An 18,982-nucleotide genomic window follows, 5' to 3' on the forward strand; every position below is an offset into this window, starting at 1 on the left:
AATCATGAGAATTATGAAAATAATAAGATATATCGCTACAGCTTTGATAGCTTTGGTAGGGTTTACTTCCTGCGAGAAATTCCTAGATAAAAGAGATCCCACAGCAACCAGTTTTGAGGAGTTTTATAATACGGAAGAAGATTTACGCCGTGTAGTGTATAGCAGTTACCTTGATGTTTTTACACATGCATCTGACCGTAAACTATTGTTTTATATGATGGATGGACGAAGCGACAACGCTTACGCCCGTAATACCGCAGATCACCACCGTGTGATTGCTGACGGAAGCATGAATAGTAACTCAGCTTTTGCAGAATATTACTGGTCTTTGCATAACAAACATATGGGACGTCTCAACACGTTTATCGACAAAGCCCATATCCCTTACGTAGAAAATGAAGCTGTGAGAGAACGTTATAAAGCGGTATTGGAAGGATTGCGTGTGTGGCATTATTTTAGGCTTACCTTCTATTGGGGAGATGTGCCCTTTGCCTTACAGCCTTTAGACTTAGAGACAGCCATCCAACCGGCGATGCCAAAAGAACAAATATTGGATTCTCTTTTCAAGATTTCCGAAGATATAGCACGCCGTTTACCAGAAAATGAAGGCACAACCAATGCCTATATGTTCAACCGCTACTCCTTTAAAGCCTTGGTGATGCGCTATGCTTTATTCAATCAACGTTATGAATTGGCAGCACGTCTGGCAAAGGAAATTATAGACAGCCACAAATATGAACTTCATCCCGTATATGGAGATTTGTTCAATTATAAGGCAGATAAAACAAACAAAGAGTTTATCATGAAGTTCGATATGGAAAGTCATGATAACTCCGCTACCAACTCATTTAGAGACTTGGCTCCTCAGTATCGCTCTGGGAACGGCCAATCCTATGTGGTTCCTACCAAGGCGCTTGTAGACTCATACTGGACTTTACAAGGAAGACCTATTGATCAATGTCCTTTGTATACTAAGGAGGAATATGAACTGAATCCCAAGCTAAACCGCGATCCTCGATATGCTATGAGCATTATGGGACACGGCGACTTATTTTATGGAGAAGAAATCAATATTTACAATCCGGATAATCCCATGTATCATGAAAATTTAAGGGCGAGTCGTTCAGGATATTGGTTTAGAAAGTTTGTGGATGAGGCCGATGCTTTCCGAAGTGGAGGAAATATGCATTTTCCTCTTTTGCGGTATGCAGAGGTACTCCTTACTTATGCGGAAGCTAAAATCATGCTCAATGATATCGACGATTTAGCCAAACAGTGTATTAATGATATTCGCAGACGTGCCGGCCTAGATATGACGGTGGCAGATGTGACCTTGGAAAACCGTACACAACAGGAGTGGCTCAAGCTGCTGCAAAACGAAAGAAGGATAGAATTGGCTGGAGAAGGCTTACGCTATGAAGATATCATACGTTGGAGAATAGCCGAAGAGGTGTTGAACCAGCCCGCTTTGGGACACACCCGAATGGTAAATGGACAGAAGGTGACTTTAAAAATTGAAGATCGCAAATTTTTGCCTCATCAATACTTATGGCCTTTCCACGAAAGTACATTGAAGGTAGAACCTGGCTTAAGGCAAAATCCTGGCTATTAAAAAAATAAAAGCTCTCCGTATAGAAATGCCCCAAATAAGTGTCTAACTTTTTGGGGGCAGTCCAGTATGGAGAGCTTTTTGATTTATGTTGATGTTTGATTAAGGATAAGTTGTAACGACTTCACTGATTTTCCATCCTTCCTCTGTAAATTTTAAGGTGATAATATCTACTCTTTGGAAGGTTTCGAAGTCCATAGTAACCTTAGCTACGCAGGACTTTCCTGTCTGATCCAAGATCTGATAATTAGTAGTGCAATCGAATTTCAGCCCTTTGTTGCTTTCGATAAGCTTCATGTATTTCTTTTTATCGAAGGTTTGCTGATTAGCTGTGTTCTCATAGGTAAAATCTTCTGTGAAAAGATATTTGTTCAGAAGACTATTACCTTCCACTACGGCTTCGGCGTAAGCTACCATTATATCAGCAGTAGATTTACCCATCAAAGGGTTTGCGTTGACTTTGGCAAAAGAGCTTAATGAAACTATCATTAATAAAGCTGTTGCGATAGATTTGATTGTAGTTTTCATGGTTCTAATTTTTAATGTCTTATGATTTAATTAATTGTTTTCCTTTTGTTTACATTCCAAAATTAGGATGAAATTGAGGGCTGAGAAATAACGTTTAGATGAAGAACAGAGATAATTCGGTGAACAATTATTTTGGGTCGGTAAATAAAGGCAAAAAAAAATCCTAACCGGCAAATGGCTAGGATTTATAAGGAGTCTTGTGTAGCTATGGCTTATCTATTTCTTTACCAAAATGATAACTTGCAAATCTACCTGCATCTTTTGCATGTACGAGGGCCGCTTCTTCCTGTCCCCAAGGCCATCCACCAAACTGCGTTCTTCTATATTCTCTAAAAGATTCTTCCAATTCTTGTTCTGTATTCATTACAAAAGGTCCATACGCAGCTACAGGTTCATTAATAGGCTCTCCTTCCAACAGAAGTAACTTTGCATCTCCATTTGTAATGTTTTTGATCACAATATCTTCACCGCCTTGAAGGTCTAGAAGATAACCTGCGTCGATGGATTGTTCTTCAATTTTTATAGCAGCATTGCCTTCATAGTAGAAAAGAAAGCGGTTCAAAGAAGCTGAAGACGCTTTTATGGTATAGGAGGCACCGGCATCGATGGTTATTAGAGCTACGCCTACACGATGATTAGGGTCTTTAGCCCAAGAGTAGGGTAGGCTTCCTAATGATTTAACACCTTCATATTCGCCTAGGATGACTTTAATACGTACATCACCAGTTGGTTTTGCAATAGGGATTTGTTCGTGCCAAAGCATTTTGTATTGGGGCTCGGTCATTTTGCTTGCTGCAGGAAGGTTCATCCAGATTTGAAACAAACGTAGGTGATTAGGTTTATCTTCATGTATCAAAGGAAACATCTCACCATGCAAGACGCCTGAACCGGCACTCATCAGTTGTACATCTCCTTCGCCGTAGCGTCCTTTGGAACCTTTGGAATCAAAGTGATCAGCATATCCTTCCTCTACAATTGTAATGATTTCAAATCCTCTATGCGGATGGAAAGGAAAGCCTGGAATGGACCTTCCATGATACATACGCCAAGGTAGATTATTATCAAAGTCATTACCTAGATTATGTCCTTCCAAAGAAGCTTTGGGACCAAATTTTCCATTTCCTTCGGGATACAAATCATAATGATAAGCGCCAAAAATAAAGGGATCACCAATATTCATACGCCCTGCGACTTTTTGGATGTTTTTAATTTTCATTTATAAGCCTTTCTTCTTATTATAAATTATCAAAGTCTATGCCGACATATAGCTCTAGCCGAGGAGCCCCTATTCAAGTCATGTTTAAATCGTTTTTCGTGATGAGCTTTATTAAATAGGAGATTAGATGTTATTGGGAACCAGTAATGCAACGTGCTAGAAAATAGGATATGGTATTAAATTACAAGTTTATTACAGCTATAGATTGGATGCTCATCAAAATCGAGTAAATATTGAAATAATAGATATAGTAGTTCCTAATGTACCTATAGAAACTAAAATTCTAACTTATTAATAATCGCAAAAAGGTTCTTTCGGTAATGTAAAGAACCTTTTTACGATGAAGGGTTATGAAATATTATCCCTCCTTTTTATTCAAGAAAACAAATTTACCGTCAAATACGTCTAACTCAATCACTGAATCGGACGTTACTTTTCCTGACAGGATTTCTTTAGAAAGCTCATTCAGGATACGTTTCTGAATGACACGTTTTAGAGGACGAGCACCATATACCGGATCGTAACCCAATTGAGCCAACCAATCTAGAGCATCCTCTGTCGCTGTTAGCATAATATTTTGTTCGGCGAGTTGTTGTACAACTTTGTTGAACTGCATCTTCACAATTTCCGCTATTTCGTTTCGGCTTAGCGGAGTGAACATGATGATCTCATCAATGCGGTTCAAGAACTCTGGCCGTATAGACTTTTGAAGGAGTTCAAAAACTTCTTCCTTAGTCTTCGCAATGATTTCATCTTTGTTGAACTCTGTCAACAGCGAGAAATTTTCTTGGATGATATGTGAACCGGTGTTGGAGGTCATGATGATGATAGTGTTTTTAAAGTTCACCGTGCGACCTTTGTTGTCTGTAAGATGTCCGTCGTCCAGCACCTGCAACAAGATGTTGAAAACATCAGGATGTGCTTTTTCGATTTCATCCAACAGAACTACAGAATAAGGTCGACGACGTACGGCTTCTGTGAGCTGACCACCTTCATCGTAACCTACATAACCTGGAGGCGCACCGATAAGTCGTGACACGGAATGACGCTCCTGATATTCCGACATATCTATCCTTACCAGGGCTTGTTCATCGTCGAACAGGAACTCTGCCAAAGCTTTTGCCAGCTCAGTCTTACCGACCCCGGTCGTTCCGAGGAAGATAAACGAACCTATAGGACGTTTGGCGTCACTTAATCCGGCACGGGATCTTCGTATGGCATCCGATATGGCTTCTATGGCTTCTTCCTGACCGGCTACACGTTTGTGAAGCTCTTTTTCAAGGTTCAACAGTTTTTCGCGTTCGGACTGCACCATTTTGCTTACAGGGATACCAGTCCAACGGGATACCACGTCTGCAATATCTTCTGCCGTAACCTCTTCTTTAAGCATACGGGAGCTTTTCTGCATCTCATTCAGTTGTGCTTTGAGCTTCTCTACCGTATCTTGGGCTTCTTTGATTTTGCCGTAGCGCAGTTCGGCCACACGACCGTAGTCACCCTGACGTTCCGCTTGTTCGGCTTCTATTTTATAGTTCTCAATATTTTGAACTTCTTGGTTTACACGGTCTACGAGTTCTTTTTCAGCCTGCCATGCTGCTTTCAAGGCGTCGCGCTCTGCGGAAAGATTGGCTATGGTTTCGGAAAGCTCTGCAACCTTTTTCTCATCATTTTCTCGTTTGATGGCTTCGCGCTCGATTTCCAGTTGCATGATGCGACGGTCTAGTTCGTCCACCGCTTCCGGTACGGAATCCATCTCCAGACGTAGTTTGGAGGCAGCTTCGTCCACAAGGTCTATAGCTTTATCTGGCAAGAAGCGGTCGGTGATGTAGCGTTGCGACAATTCCACGGCCGCGATAATTGCTTCATCTAGGATACGTACCTTGTGGTGGGTTTCATAACGTTCCTTCAAACCACGAAGGATAGAGATGGCATCCTGGGTGTCCGGCTCTTCTACCATGACCTTTTGGAAACGACGCTCCAAAGCTTTGTCTTTCTCGAAGTATTTTTGATACTCGTTGAGTGTCGTAGCTCCGATAGCACGTAATTCTCCACGTGCTAGGGCCGGTTTGAGAATGTTGGCAGCATCCATGGCGCCTTCACCACCGCCGGCACCTACTAAGGTGTGGATCTCGTCGATAAAAAGGATAATTTCCCCATCGGAATCAACCACTTCTTTTACGACAGCCTTAAGTCGCTCTTCGAATTCACCCTTGTATTTTGCTCCGGCGATAAGAGCTCCCATATCTAGCGAATAAACAGTTTTTGTCTTAAGATTTTCAGGAGCGTCGCCTTTGATAATACGATGTGCTATACCTTCGGCAATGGCGGTCTTACCAACACCTGGCTCGCCGACAAGGATAGGGTTATTTTTAGTACGTCGCGAAAGAATTTGCATCACACGACGGATTTCCTCATCACGACCTATCACAGGATCCAGCTTTCCGGATTCCGCAAATTCATTTAGATTACGTGCGTACTTATTCAAAGCGTTGTATGTCGCTTCGGCATTAGGGTCTGTAACTCTGTTTTTTCCTCTCAATTCTTTTATTGCTATTTTTAAATCTTTCTCATTTACTCCTTGATCTTTCAGTAGGTTGCCTACTTTATCCGAAGAAGCCTGCAATCCTAACAACAGATGTTCTATAGAAACATATTCATCGTTGAATTCTTTGAGGTAGCTCTGCGCTTTTTGTAGCACTGCGATGGTGTTGTTGCTCAAATAGATTTGGCTTCCTGTAACTTTAGGTAGGGAATCTACAATTTTGTTGACCTCAGTAGTTAGATAGCTGAGGTTGACGTTAAGCTTTTTGAGGAGATGAGAAATGACGTGCTCATCTACTTCAAGTAAAGCTTTAAGTATATGTGCCGGCTCAATGGCTTGCTGTTGATTTCCTGCAGCAATTTCTGAGGCCTTTTGTATGGTCTCCTGAGCCTTGATTGTATAATTGTTAAAGTTCATAAGCTAATCGATTTACACTCATTTAGTAACAAATTGAATGCCTGAGGGGTAGAAGAGCAGAAAAGCTGAAAAAATGTCTGTTTTGAATAAAAACAACTGTCTTTTTTGCAGTTTTAAAGGAAGGAATAAGAAATATTGACAAAAAATAAAGCGCAAGATGTTGTCTTGCGCTTTCCCTTAATTTAAATATGAACTTTTAAATTAGCCTAAATAAGATTTTAAAATTTTGCTTCGAGAAGTGTGACGTAAGCGTTGTAGAGCTTTGTCTTTGATTTGGCGAACGCGTTCTCTGGTAAGATTGAATTTTTCGCCGATCTCTTCCAATGATAGCGGATGATTAGAACCAAGTCCGAAGAATAGGACGATAATCTCTCTTTCTCTTTCTGTTAAGGTAGCAAGTGCACGTTTGATTTCCTCAGATAAGGACTCGTCGATCAATGCACTATCCGTATCAGGGTCTGAATTTTCCAACACATCCAACAATGTGTTTTCTTCTCCTTGTACGAAAGGTGCATCCATGGAGACATGTCTTCCTGAGTTACTCAACGTATCAGACACTTTGTCTACCGTAGTTTCTAAGATTTCGGCTAATTCTTCCGGAGATGGCTCGCGTTCGTACTCTTGTTCTAATTTTGAGAAAGCTTTGCTGATTTTACTTAGAGAACCTACTTGGTTAAGCGGCAAACGCACAATACGTGATTGTTCAGCGATAGCTTGCAAAATAGACTGACGAATCCACCACACTGCATAAGAGATAAACTTAAACCCTTTGGTTTCGTCAAAACGTTTCGCTGCTTTGATTAGGCCTAAATTACCTTCATTAATCAAGTCTCCTAAAGTAAGACCTTGATTCTGATATTGTTTAGCAACTGAAACTACGAAACGCAAGTTGGTTTTGGTCAACTTCTCTAATGCTTTCTGATCTCCCTCGCGAATACGTTGGGCTAAGATTACTTCCTCTTCGGCCGTAATCAAATCCACTTTACCAATTTCATGTAAATACTTGTCAAGAGATTGTGATTCACGATTCGTGATCGATTGTGTAATTTTGAGCTGTCTCATTAATTTTTATTAACCTTTCTTTTGGATGATGCAAAAATACTAAAATTCACCGTCTTTTTTTGTAATTAATTTGTAATTTAAATCCTCGTATTCAGGAAGTTACGAAAAACAGGTTGACTGCTTTGTTGCATCAAAAATCATTCCAAATTATCCTTTTCTGCCAAAATAAACTTTTCGTTATACTTAATGTCTAACCAATAAAAATTTTTCTTATTACAATAAAACATTTTTGGGGTACATTTGTTTTGTTGGTGTTAAACAATTAGTAAACATGAAAAAAATAGGTATCCGGTTAGACCAAATGATGGCTAAAAGAAAAATGTCACTTAATGAGTTGAGTGCACGTGTGGGTATTACGTTGTCTAATTTGTCAATTTTAAAGAATAATAAGGCTAAAGCTATACGTTTAAGTACGTTGGCAGCCATATGCGAGGCTTTAGACTGCCAACCGGGGGATATTATAGTTTACGAGGAGGAATAATTATTCGAATCGGTATCCTCGCAAAAATTCATCAACCTTCATTCTCTTTTTACCTTCAATTTGTACACTAAGCAAGTTGAGGTAGCCATCAGCCGTGGCAAATTTCAAATATGTTTTGCCGTCATATTTGAAAGAGCCTATAGGGTCATTATGTGTAGCAAGCTCATAAGTAGCTTCATAAATTTTAAGTACTTTTCCCTGCATCAATGTGAAGGCGGCTGGATATGGGCTTAATCCTCGGATAAGGTTGTAAATCTTTTCTGAAGAATTGTTCCAATCTATCAGACAGTCTTCTTTGAAAATTTTAGGTGCATGTTTGAGCGCTCCTGCATCTATCTGGTCCTGGGGAGTAGGGGTTATGCTGTTATTCTTTAATCCTTCCAAGGTGCGTATAAGCAGTTTAGCCCCTTCTACCATAAGTTTATCGTGCAATATGCCGGCAGTGTCTGTATCGGCTATGGCTACTTTACTTGACAGCAGTATATGACCTGTATCGATTTCGTGTTGCAGCTTGAACGTTGTGACGCCGGATTCTTTTTCTCCGTTAATGATAGCATGGTTGATAGGAGCAGCGCCTCTATATTGTGGTAAGAGGGAGGCATGAACGTTGATGGTGCCCATAGGAGGCATGTTCCATACTACCTCGGGTAACATGCGGAAAGCTACCACGACCTGTATGTCGGCATTGTAAGATTTTAGCTGTTCAAGAAATTCCGGATTGCGGAGTTTTTCTGGTTGCAATACAGGAATATTATGTTGGGTAGCAAAAACTTTTACCGGAGATTGATGAATCTTCTGTCCTCTGCCGGCAGGCTTATCCGGCGTGGTCACTACAGCAACTACATTATATCCTGATTCTAGCAGTGCCTTAAGGGATTCTACTGCAAAATCAGGGGTACCCATAAAAATTATACGCATAATTACTACAATTAAATTCTTGGAAATACTGTCTGCCACAGCATATCAATGACTAAGCTCAGTTTGTCAAGTGGCAAATTTTATTAACTTTGCGAAGTTACAAAATTTAATGTCGAGTTGAACTTTCCTTTATTATTAGCCAACAGAATCAATGTTAAGGGACAACGGACCTTTTCCAAGCTTATTGTGCGTGTCACGATAGGAGCTTTGTCATTGGCTATCATTGCTATATTACTTTCGGTGGCTATCCTTCGTGGTTTTAAAGAGGAGATTACGACCAAACAAAGGGGATTTTTCGGCGATATCATTGTAACGCGGCATGAGCTTTCTCCTACGGATATTACTCCCGTGCTGTTGGGAGAAGCACAGAAAGATTCTTTGCTGAAGATTCCCGGTGTACTATCTATCAGTCCTTTTGCCACACAGGTAGGGATAATCAATGTAAATGATGAGGTGGAAGGAATTATGCTTAAAGGAATTGACAGCCTTTATAATCAATCTTTCCTGAATAGTTGCCTTGTAGAAGGGGAGTTGTTGGATTTGAAAGCAGAAAGGGCTGATCAGCAATTGCTTATTTCCCATTATCTGGCCAATCGATTAAAGTTAGATGTAGGTGACAATCTGATTATGTCTTTTGTGCAGGACAAAAGGATTCGCAAGAGAAAATTTATTATCCAAGGTATTTTCCGTACGAATTCGGACGACTGGGACAAAAATTATGTGGTAGGCTCTTTGGACGTTATCCGTAAGCTGAACAATCTGTTGCCGAATGAGGCGGGAGCTTATGAAATACGGATTTCAGACTTTTCTCAGCTTACGCAGGCGACAGAAGCTGTAAACGATGCTTTGCCTATGCATCTTAAAGCTTCCAACGTAGTGGAATATTGGGCAGACGTCTTCAACTGGTTGGAAATGCTGGATATGAACGACGACATTATTTTCGTGCTTATGGTGATTGTAGCGGTCATCAACATGATTTCTTCCTTGTTGATTACCATATTAGAACGTACAAACATGATCGGTATTCTTAAAGCATTGGGAATGAACAACGGTGATCTTCGGAAGGTATTTATATGGAATTCATTATATATTATCGGTTATGGTCTGTTAATCGGTAATATCTTTGCCTTTGCAATATATATGTTTCAGCGAGCAACCCATTTTTTCAAGCTGGATCCTAGCATATACTATCTGGAGTTTGTTCCTATGAATATTGATATACTTTCGGTGTTGATTTTAAATCTTTCAGTGGTAGCTGTGGTACTTTTGACAACGATAATTCCTTCCATGCTGGTGACACGTATTTCACCGATTAAAACCATTCAGTTCAAGTAATCTATTTATCCTTTTACGAAATAAGCGTAAATTTTTGTAATTTACGAAACTAACGAAGGAGCTTTATAAGCTTCTAAAGAAAGTATTTATTGCAGAAGACTATGAGTAATAAAGTAATAGAACATTTGATACATGCGTTTCAAGCTCCTCTTACCAATCCGGTACTGATATTCTCTGTTGTATTACTTATTATTCTGTTGTCTCCCATACTACTCAGGCCCATACGTGTTCCGGGTATTATAGGTTTGATTTTGGCGGGTGTGGTCATAGGGCCCCACGGTCTTAACTGGCTGGAGAAAAATTCAGCAGTCACCCTTTTCTCGACCATAGGACTATTGTATATCATGTTTATTGCCGGTCTGGAATTGGATATGAATGAGTTCAAAAAATCCAGACATAAGAGCGTTGTTTTCGGTTTTTTTACATTTATTATTCCTATTCTTATCGGATTTCCTGTATGTTATTATATTTTGGGGTATGAAGTGCTTCCAAGTGTGTTGATAGCCAGTATGTTTGCTACACATACGTTGGTTTCATATCCTATTGTAAACCGTTATGGTATTTCCAAGCATGAGGCTGTAGCCATTACCATCGGGGGAACGATATTGACGGATACGGCTGTGTTGATTATACTGGCCTTGATTACAGGAGCTTCCCACGGTGAAATTAATCAGGAGTTTTGGGTGACATTAGGGGTATCCTTTGCGATATTCCTATTTATCATGTTCGGCATTATACCTAGGATTGCCAAATGGTTTTTCCAACGCTTAGATGCGGAGAAGACGGGACATTATATTTTCGTGCTTACGGTGGTATTCTTTGCAGCATTCCTAGCCGAGATGGCGGGGTTGGAACCCATCATTGGAGCTTTCGTTGCCGGTCTGTCGCTGAATAAACTCATACCGCATTCTTCGGCCTTGATGAACAGGATAGAATTTATTGGCAATGCTATCTTTATTCCTTTCTTCCTGATTTCGGTAGGGATGATTGTGGATATAAGTGTACTGACTAAAGGTCCTTCCGCGTTGATCGTTGCAGGTACATTGACCATCGTTTCCGTTTTTGGAAAATTCATTGCTGCTACCATCACCCAATATATCTTTAAATACAGCTCAAACCAGCGCAATCTTATTTTTGGTTTGAGCAATGCACACGCTGCAGCAACCTTGGCTGTGATAATGGTAGGATACAATAACAACATTATCGATGAAAATGTGCTGAACGGAACTATCCTTTTGATTTTGATCACCTGTATCATAGCTTCTATGGTAACAGAAAATGCATCCAAGAAGATAGTTTTGGAAGGACACCAAGATGATAAACATATCGAACGCGTAGAGGAGTCGGAAGAACAGATTATGATTCCGTTGGCCAACTTGAAAAATATGGAGCCTATATTGGATTTTGCCACGTTGATAAAATCTAAGAAGTCGCCCTACCCACTCAGTATAGTAAGTGTAGTTCCCGACGACGAGCAGGCAGAAATCAACGTGCAGGATGCCAAACGCAACCTAGAGAATATGGCCAAATATGCTTCGGGAGCAGAGACAGAAGTAGAGTTGCTGACCACCATAGACTTCAACATTCCGGCAGGAATCGCACGGATGTCGAAAAAAGTGATGGCCGATTGTATTATCATGGGCTGGCCAAGTGCTACGTCTATCGTCGAAAAAATTGTGGGAGAAAAGTCAGAAAGTATTTTGAACAACACGGATTCAACCTTGTTTATGCTTCGTCTGAATAAGCCTTTGATTTCGCATCGCTCTATAGTGGTGTTTGTACCACCTTTGGCAGAATCGGAGGTAGGTTTTGAGTATTGGCTTGAAAAGACTTTTAAATTGGCGCAAGAGTTGTCATTGCCTATCAGTTTTGTCTGTGAACCGCGTACGGAAGATAGTATCTCTTTAATATATAAAAAGTTAAAATCAAGCGTAAAAGTTAAGTTCGAAACATATGAAGATTGGGATAATATTTATGGTCTGGCGACTTTTAACAGTCCGGATGCCTTGCTGGTCTTTGTTTCATCACGTCAGGGAGAGGTCTCATATCGCGATTCGTTGGACGGACTTGCGAAGCGTGTAGGTAAGTATTATAAGAGTCAAAACCTGATTTTATTATTCCCTGCTCGTCAAGCAAACGAACATATTGACGAATACGAAACCATACAGACTTCACCTTTTATGAGAAAAATCTCAAGAGGACTTGGAAATATCTTTAATAAAGAAAAATAACCTAAAAGATGATGTTTAGTAAAATCACAATGGGTGATGACGGGAAGCTTAATGTTCCTACTCATCCTATTATACCATTTATTATAGGGGACGGTATAGGTCCCGATATATGGCGTGCCGCCGTGCGTGTATTTGATGCTGCTGTGGAGAGAGCATATGGTGGTACACGAGCTATTCAATGGAAGGAAGTACTGGCTGGAGAAAAAGCATTTAACACGGTAGGAGAATGGCTGCCGGAAGAGACTTTATCTACCTTTAGGGAGTATCTTGTAGGTATCAAAGGGCCTCTTACCACCCCTATAGGTGGAGGGATACGTTCCTTGAATGTGGCTTTACGCAAGGAGCTAGATCTTTACGTATGTTTAAGGCCGACACGTTGGTATGAAGGTGTGCCCTCACCGGTAAAAAGACCTCAAGATGTCAATATGGTCATCTTCAGGGAAAATACGGAAGACATATATGCCGGAATTGAGTTTGCCGGAAGTACAGCTGAATCTGGGAAGGTACAGCAATTCTTACAGAAAGAGTTGGGGGTAGAATACGATTTTAAGGATAATACAGGGGTCGGCATTAAGATTGTTTCAGAAGAAGGATCTAAACGCCTCGTTCGTGCTGCCATAGAATATGCTATCCAGCATAAGATGCCATCAGTAACCTTAGTGCATAAAGGTAATATTATGAAATATACGGAAGGAGCATTTAAGCAGTGGGGATTTGAAGTTGCTGAGAAGGAATATGCAGATAAAACCTATACTTGGGGACAATGGGAGCGCACCAAAGCTGAAAATGGTCAAGAGGCCGCTAATGAGGAGCAGCGACAGGCTGAGGCTGCTGAAAAGATTATTATAAAAGACATAATAGCCGACAACTTTTTACAGCAGATATTACTTGCCCCAAAAGATTATTCTGTAGTGGCTACTTTGAACCTCAATGGAGATTACATTTCAGATGCATTAGCTGCAATGGTAGGCGGCATAGGTATAGCTCCCGGAGCGAATATCAATTACAAAACAGGACATGCCATCTTTGAGGCTACGCATGGCACGGCACCTCGGTTTGCCAATACCAATACTATGAATCCTTCATCCGTAATATTGAGTGGTGTGATGATGTTGGAGTATATGGGTTGGCAGGAAGCTGCTGATAAGATCGTGGAAGCATTATCCCTCACCATCAAAGAAAAGACAGTGACAGTAGATTTCTACAATCTTATGGAAGATGCTACTTTGTTGAAGACGAGTGAATTTGCCGATAAGATTATTGAAAAATTATAAGCATGCTTTTTGAAGAATTGCCTAAAATAATCAGGGAATCCACCATCCTGAGCCAAGAAGACAAGCGACTTCTTGCGACTATAGAATGTATTCCTACGGATATGGAAATAGACCGTTTTCGGATAGATCCTTCCATACTGGAATTGACAAATGCTTTTATAGGAGATGAATCCACACGACACATTCATCTTCAAGAAATGGCTAAACAATACCTGGAAGAAGGGAATATCAATGCTGCATGGAAAGTGCTATTACTGTAAAAGGTAATAGCATTTTCCTTATTGAAACATATTGTCGGTATCTCTGAAAAAGAAATAATACACAATAGCGAGTAATATAACCGCTATTATTATTACAATCATTATATTTCTTCCTGCGGGTTTATCATCCGGCTCTTCTTTTACCACTTCGGGTACTTTGTTTTCCCATTCTTTGGGTTCGTGTTTGTCTTCTTGCATAACTCTAGCTGTATTGATCTTTCACAAGATGAACAGCGGAGCGGTAAAAACGTTTAATAAAAAGATTCATTTGTAGTTCAGGATAAGCTTATAGATATTTCCTCTTGATCCGGTGAGGTATATATTCTTGTTGTCCGAGCTTTTACTTATGGTATTGAAGCTTAACGTGGAGATGTTTTTCCAGTTGAGACCACCGTCATAGGAGATATCCGTGCCGGAGGTTCCTGTCGCTAAGACTATATGTTGCGTGATATAGAGTACATCCGAGCGATAACCGTTTACGGGCGTAGTGGGTTTGGTCCATGATTTACCACCGTCGTATGTCAGCAAGATGTTGTTTTTATTGTTCATATCTTCCATATAGTTGCCACCTACGACAATACCTTTTCTTTCATTATAAAAGTCAATGGCGAAAATTCCTGTTGTCGGTTCTCCCGACCAAATAGGGACATCGTACTTGTCTATCTTCAATCCTTTGGGGTTATAGCTGAAAAAACTAGAATACTTGCCTCCTGTGCCTATATAAAGCTTGTTTTTAAACATCTTCATCGAAGAACCTGATGCTGCAAAGGCGGCTTCACCTTCGTCGGCGAAAAGGATAAAATGAGAACTAACGTCATACCAGCTCTTCCCTTTATTGGTAGTTTTCAGCAGCTGGAAGGCGCCATCTATAGGGTCGGCGAGGATATATCCATTTTTCCCGTAAAAGACAATATCGTCGAAAAATATTTCCGGACGTACGTCTTCATACACCTTCTGCCAACTTTGTCCACCATCCGTAGTACGCAACACTACCGCGGGTGAGCCGGCGTTGATGATGATGGCTTCCTTTGCCGAGAAGGCGTGAATATCTCTAAAGTCGTATTGCTCATATCCTTGAGGATTAACCCATTGCCACGTTTTTCCTTGGTCTTTGGAATAGCCTACCGAGCCTTTGCTGCCACTAACCCATACGATATCTTTTCCGACAGTAGACATACCACGAAAGGAAGCATTTAAATTTTCCGCTAGAGGTACAAAGGTCTGTGTATAGGCTGTAGCGAGATATGCAAGTAGCAACAGCAGCAGGATAACATTTTTTTTCATGATTATTATGTTAGTTGTGCTAAAAGGTGGTCAAATTCCTCTCTCAATCGGGTAAGCTGGGTCTCTAATGCAGCTACTCGTTCTTCCAAAGCTATAATTTGTGTCTTCTCAACAGAGGGGTCTTGTTGGGATTTATCAAACTCCTCTGGGTCGAAAGCACCAAAAAGATGGATATAACGAGCTTCCTTCTGTCCAGATCTTTTGGGTAAAAGTTTTACGTACGGCTTTTCTCCTTCGGTCAGCTTGTTCAGGTAATACTGTACCTCTTCGATACTTTCAAATTCGTAAAGTCTTCCGGAATTGCTGTTTATTTCGCCTGCGGTTAGAGGTCCGCGGAGGAAGAGTAGGCAAAGTATGGCTAATTCAGCCGGTATCAATGGATATTGTATGGCCAAATTGTGTTTGTATTTGGTCACACGGGAGGAGCCACCCGTCACGGTAGAGACCAGTCCTATTTTTTTGAGAGAATCCAAAGTGTGGATGACCGTTTCTTCGTTGTAATTTACTACCGGCTTTCTGGATGTTTTTTGGTTGCATGCAGCCACTAGTGCGTTGACAGTCAAGGGATAATATTCGGGAGTAGTTTTAGATTTTTCCAGCAGACATCCCAACACGCGGATTTGTTCTTGATTAAGCTGAGGCAGTGTAATATTTTCTTCCATAGATTTCAGGTAGTCTTTGTGACCCTAAGATAAGAGATTTCTATATAGTTCTTTGTATTTTCGTGCGTCAAATACATATTGCTTTGTTGAAGATAGCTTATCATAATGCCTATATACATCCTTTGCGGGAGGGACATCGTTTCCCTATGATCAAATATGAGCTTATCCATGGTCAGCTACTATATGAAGGATTGGTAGAGAAGGAAAATTTTGTAGAACCACAGCTTGCGGATTTCGAAACTTGTTGTTTGGCTCATGACAGACAATATGTGAGTCGCTTGTTCGAGCTGACCTTGGATGAGAGGATGGTTCGCCGCATAGGCTTTCCGTTGAGTGAGTCTTTGGTAGATAGGGAACGGTTGATCTTGGATGGAACGATACGGACGGCCTTGAGTGCCCAAAGGTATGGTATTGCGTTCAATATAGCAGGAGGAACCCATCACGCAGGATTCGACTATGGGGAAGGGTTTTGCCTTATGAACGATCAGGCGGTGGCGGCCCGCTACCTGCTGAACAGAGGAGCAGCTCGCCGTATATTAATCATTGATTTGGACGTACATCAGGGGAATGGCACCGCTCATATTTTTAAAGAAGATCCCGACGTCTTTACCTTTTCCATGCATGGCGAGAAGAATTTTCCCTTCGTGAAGGAACGTTCCGACCGAGATATTGCATTGCCGGACGGTATTAGCGATGAAAGATACTTAAGTATTCTGGAGGAGGTGTTACCCACGCTCTTTGAGGAAGTGAATCCCGACTTTGTGTTTTACCAAGCAGGAGTAGATATTCTTCAGACGGATAAGTTAGGTAAACTTAAAGTTTCAAAAGAAGGGTGCAAATATCGTGATTACTTGGTTATTAAGTCTTGCAAGGAAAGAGATATTCCTCTTCAGATTTCTACGGGAGGGGGCTATTCGGTACATATACGTGACATCGTTGATGCGCATGTGAATACCTACAAGACAGCGATAGATATTTTTGATTTTTAGTACTTGTTCTGTTATATTTTATTCTAAAGAGATTGCGATTATGTTTTTTCATCAAGATGCGAGCTTTAAGCATATTTCCATCCATCATGTAGGCAATAAGGCCAATGATGAGTTTTATATACTGTCAGAGAGTCCATTGGACCTTTCGGGAGACGAGGTTCTGCCGGATTTGCTGATGCAATATTTTATGAAACCTTTTGGAAAGCTTACGGAGGTTTATCGCTTTTACCATCCTAATGAGGAGTTGGAATTGAATGAAGTTTATTACTTCAGCAAGCAATATTTTTCGGGAGAGATAGATTTTCATACATATTCGCAGCAGGTGACCAAGCATCTCTATGAGGTGTCTGACCATCCAAAGATTAAGTCGGGCGAAGTTTATGTGGTAGCCCTTAAGGATGTGCAGATGGAAGGAGAAGAACACAATGCTGTGGGCATTTTTAAATCGGAAAACAAAGAGGCTTATCTTAAAGTGTATCCGCAGCAGGGAGGCTTTCAGCTGAACTATGAACAAGAGGCTATCAATATCAATAAGCTTGACAAAGGTGTGGTGATTATCAATACGGAAGAAGAAGAAGGCTACAAAGTGTTGGTAATAGACCAGACCAACCAGTCCGAGGCCGTGTATTGGAAGGACAACTTTTTACAACTACGCACGCGCAATGACGCCTATCAGCAGACCGGAAACCTGTTGAAAGTGTATAAAAAGTTTGTGGACGAGAAGCTGGATGAAGTTTTTGAACTTGAAACCGCAGATAAGATAGAGCTGCTCAACCGCTCGATGAACTACTTTAAGAGCAAGGAAACCTTTGATAATGCGGAGTTTGAAGAAGAGGTGATAGGAAACCCTCAAGCCATATCGCTTTTCAAGGACTTTAAGGAGAATTTTGAAGAGGAGTATGATATGCCTTTTCAGGCAAACTTCGACATTGCTGCTCCGGCTGTGAAAAAGATGGCAAGTTCCTATAAATCTGTCATTAAACTGGATAAAAATTTCCATATTTATGTGCATGGAAAACGTGAATATCTCGAGAAGGGCTATGATGAAGAAAAGGGCTTAAATTACTATAAGCTTTATTACGAAAATGAATCTTAAAAGAAAGAGAATCAACCTAAATAGCTATTATATCGCGATAGGTGTATGTGCGCTTTTTATCATAGGAGTCTCCTTAATGAAGGATGACACATTATGGATTGAAAAGTATTATGCACAGACGATTTATCATGTGGTTTCCTATATCTATATTATTCTTTTTTCTTGGGTACCATTCAGCATAGGCGATGTAATATACGGAGGTATTTTAGGTCTTTTTATTTTCCTTATTACAGCCTTTCTTAAGTCTATCTTTCGTAGGCGTTTTTATGAAGTAAAAGTTCATCTGGTAAGAATAATAACTTTTATTTCAGTTTTATATGTTGTTTTTCTAGTTAATTGGGGCTTGAATTATTACAGACAGCCTGTAAGGGAAAGGTTGGGATTACAGGACAGTTCTTTCACTAAGGAGGAATATCTGAAAGTCGTTGAAAACTATATTCACCAGGCCAATGCCCTGAGGGCCAAGATAGATTGGAAGGAAAAGACCAAGTTGGGAGTGCGTGGAGATCTGGCAGAGATTGTAAAGCAGGACACCCTGCTGAGCGGCTATCTATGTAAGACCCAGGTGCATGTCAAAGAACCTGTATCGAGCTTATTAGCTTCATTTTTTATGGTTTCGGGGTATTTTAATCCCTTCACTTTGGAAGCACATGTCAACCAGCATATTCCAAAAGCATCTTATCCTTTTGTTCACGTACATGAATTGGGGCATCAGCTGGGGATAGGTTTTGAAGATGAATGTAACTTTTATGCTTTCTTGGTATTGCATGAGGATAAGGATCTTTGGTACAGATATTCGGCTTATTATTCGGCATTGGGGTATTTGTTAAGACCGTTGTATAGAGACAAGGTGCTGTGGGAAAAGTATAGAGCTATGTTGTCATCATTGGTGTTAGAAGATATGAGAGAGGAAAGCGATTTTTGGAGGGCACATCAAGGATGGTTGGAGAAAGTTTCAGGGACTTTTTATGACGAATATCTGAAGGCGAATAATCAGCCGGAAGGTATGGAGCGCTACAGTTTGATGGTAAAGCTTCTTGTCGCGTGGGAAAAACAACGACAAGAAGCTAGAAGATAA

The 18,982-nt window shown here is 40.6% G+C and carries 17 protein-coding genes; 9 read left to right on the forward strand and 8 right to left on the reverse strand.

Features of this window, described 5'->3' with window-relative positions:
- Nucleotides 1-13 precede the first annotated feature (13 nt).
- The gene (locus ABD873_RS04210; RefSeq protein WP_345065042.1) at nt 14-1,612 is read left to right on the forward strand and encodes a RagB/SusD family nutrient uptake outer membrane protein; all 1,599 of its coding nucleotides are present in this window, start codon (nt 14-16) and stop codon (nt 1,610-1,612) included.
- 99 nt (nt 1,613-1,711) lie between these two features.
- On the opposite strand, the gene ABD873_RS04215 is transcribed toward ABD873_RS04210, so the two are convergent.
- From ABD873_RS04215 to ABD873_RS04230, 4 genes are all read right to left on the reverse strand, one after another.
- Complete coding sequence (locus ABD873_RS04215; RefSeq protein WP_345065045.1) at nt 1,712-2,137, reverse strand: nuclear transport factor 2 family protein; 426 nt, start codon at nt 2,135-2,137, stop codon at nt 1,712-1,714.
- A gap of 205 nt (nt 2,138-2,342) precedes the next feature.
- Nucleotides 2,343-3,353: a pirin family protein gene (locus ABD873_RS04220; protein ID WP_345065050.1), complete on the reverse strand. Its 1,011-nt coding sequence runs from the start codon at nt 3,351-3,353 to the stop codon at nt 2,343-2,345.
- Between the two features lie 358 nt (nt 3,354-3,711).
- Entirely contained in the window at nt 3,712-6,312 is a 2,601-nt protein-coding gene (gene clpB, locus ABD873_RS04225; RefSeq protein WP_345065053.1) for an ATP-dependent chaperone ClpB, read from the reverse strand.
- Between the two features lie 201 nt (nt 6,313-6,513).
- Nucleotides 6,514-7,374, reverse strand: a complete 861-nt coding sequence (locus ABD873_RS04230; RefSeq protein ID WP_039053618.1) for a sigma-70 family RNA polymerase sigma factor — start codon at nt 7,372-7,374, stop codon at nt 6,514-6,516.
- A gap of 301 nt (nt 7,375-7,675) precedes the next feature.
- Between ABD873_RS04230 and ABD873_RS04235 the strand changes: the two genes are divergently transcribed.
- A complete protein-coding gene (locus ABD873_RS04235) occupies nt 7,676-7,855 on the forward strand; it encodes a helix-turn-helix domain-containing protein (RefSeq protein WP_231561271.1) in 180 nt (59 codons plus the stop codon).
- Here the strand turns inward: ABD873_RS04235 and fmt are convergent, their stop codons facing one another.
- Entirely contained in the window at nt 7,856-8,773 is a 918-nt protein-coding gene (fmt, locus tag ABD873_RS04240; RefSeq protein ID WP_345065061.1) for a methionyl-tRNA formyltransferase, read from the reverse strand.
- A 117-nt stretch (nt 8,774-8,890) separates the two neighbouring features.
- On the opposite strand from fmt, the gene ABD873_RS04245 reads away from it, so the two are divergent.
- From ABD873_RS04245 to ABD873_RS04260, 4 genes are all read left to right on the forward strand, one after another.
- On the forward strand, nt 8,891-10,108 hold the full coding sequence (locus tag ABD873_RS04245) for an ABC transporter permease (RefSeq protein WP_345065064.1): 1,218 nt from the start codon (nt 8,891-8,893) through the stop codon (nt 10,106-10,108).
- Nucleotides 10,109-10,209: 101 nt separating this feature from the next.
- A complete protein-coding gene (locus ABD873_RS04250; protein WP_345065066.1) occupies nt 10,210-12,339 on the forward strand; it encodes a cation:proton antiporter domain-containing protein in 2,130 nt (709 codons plus the stop codon).
- An 8-nt stretch (nt 12,340-12,347) separates the two neighbouring features.
- Entirely contained in the window at nt 12,348-13,613 is a 1,266-nt protein-coding gene (icd, locus tag ABD873_RS04255) for an NADP-dependent isocitrate dehydrogenase (protein ID WP_425568685.1), read from the forward strand.
- Nucleotides 13,614-13,615: 2 nt separating this feature from the next.
- On the forward strand, nt 13,616-13,873 hold the full coding sequence (locus ABD873_RS04260; RefSeq protein ID WP_039053621.1) for a hypothetical protein: 258 nt from the start codon (nt 13,616-13,618) through the stop codon (nt 13,871-13,873).
- 18 nt (nt 13,874-13,891) lie between these two features.
- Here the strand turns inward: ABD873_RS04260 and ABD873_RS04265 are convergent, their stop codons facing one another.
- The 3 genes from ABD873_RS04265 to ABD873_RS04275 form a co-directional block, all read right to left on the reverse strand.
- A complete protein-coding gene (locus ABD873_RS04265) occupies nt 13,892-14,071 on the reverse strand; it encodes a hypothetical protein (RefSeq protein ID WP_039053622.1) in 180 nt (59 codons plus the stop codon).
- 66 nt (nt 14,072-14,137) lie between these two features.
- Nucleotides 14,138-15,157 (reverse strand): WD40/YVTN/BNR-like repeat-containing protein, encoded by a 1,020-nt coding sequence (locus ABD873_RS04270; protein WP_345065071.1) that lies wholly within the window; start codon nt 15,155-15,157, stop codon nt 14,138-14,140.
- Between the two features lie 5 nt (nt 15,158-15,162).
- A complete protein-coding gene (locus ABD873_RS04275) occupies nt 15,163-15,819 on the reverse strand; it encodes a YceH family protein (protein WP_345065074.1) in 657 nt (218 codons plus the stop codon).
- Between the two features lie 62 nt (nt 15,820-15,881).
- Between ABD873_RS04275 and ABD873_RS04280 the strand changes: the two genes are divergently transcribed.
- The 3 genes from ABD873_RS04280 to ABD873_RS04290 are packed head-to-tail and all read left to right on the forward strand — an operon-like array spanning nt 15,882 to nt 18,982.
- Nucleotides 15,882-16,808, forward strand: a complete 927-nt coding sequence (locus tag ABD873_RS04280; protein ID WP_345065077.1) for a histone deacetylase family protein — start codon at nt 15,882-15,884, stop codon at nt 16,806-16,808.
- 40 nt (nt 16,809-16,848) lie between these two features.
- Complete coding sequence (locus tag ABD873_RS04285) at nt 16,849-17,904, forward strand: nucleoid-associated protein (RefSeq protein WP_345065080.1); 1,056 nt, start codon at nt 16,849-16,851, stop codon at nt 17,902-17,904.
- The gene (locus tag ABD873_RS04290; protein WP_345065083.1) at nt 17,894-18,982 is read left to right on the forward strand and encodes a DUF3810 domain-containing protein; all 1,089 of its coding nucleotides are present in this window, start codon (nt 17,894-17,896) and stop codon (nt 18,980-18,982) included. The genes ABD873_RS04285 and ABD873_RS04290 overlap by 11 nt, the downstream gene beginning before the upstream one ends.

This window comes from Sphingobacterium thermophilum (assembly GCF_039541675.1).
Classification (GTDB): Bacteria; Bacteroidota; Bacteroidia; order Sphingobacteriales; family Sphingobacteriaceae; genus Sphingobacterium; species Sphingobacterium thermophilum.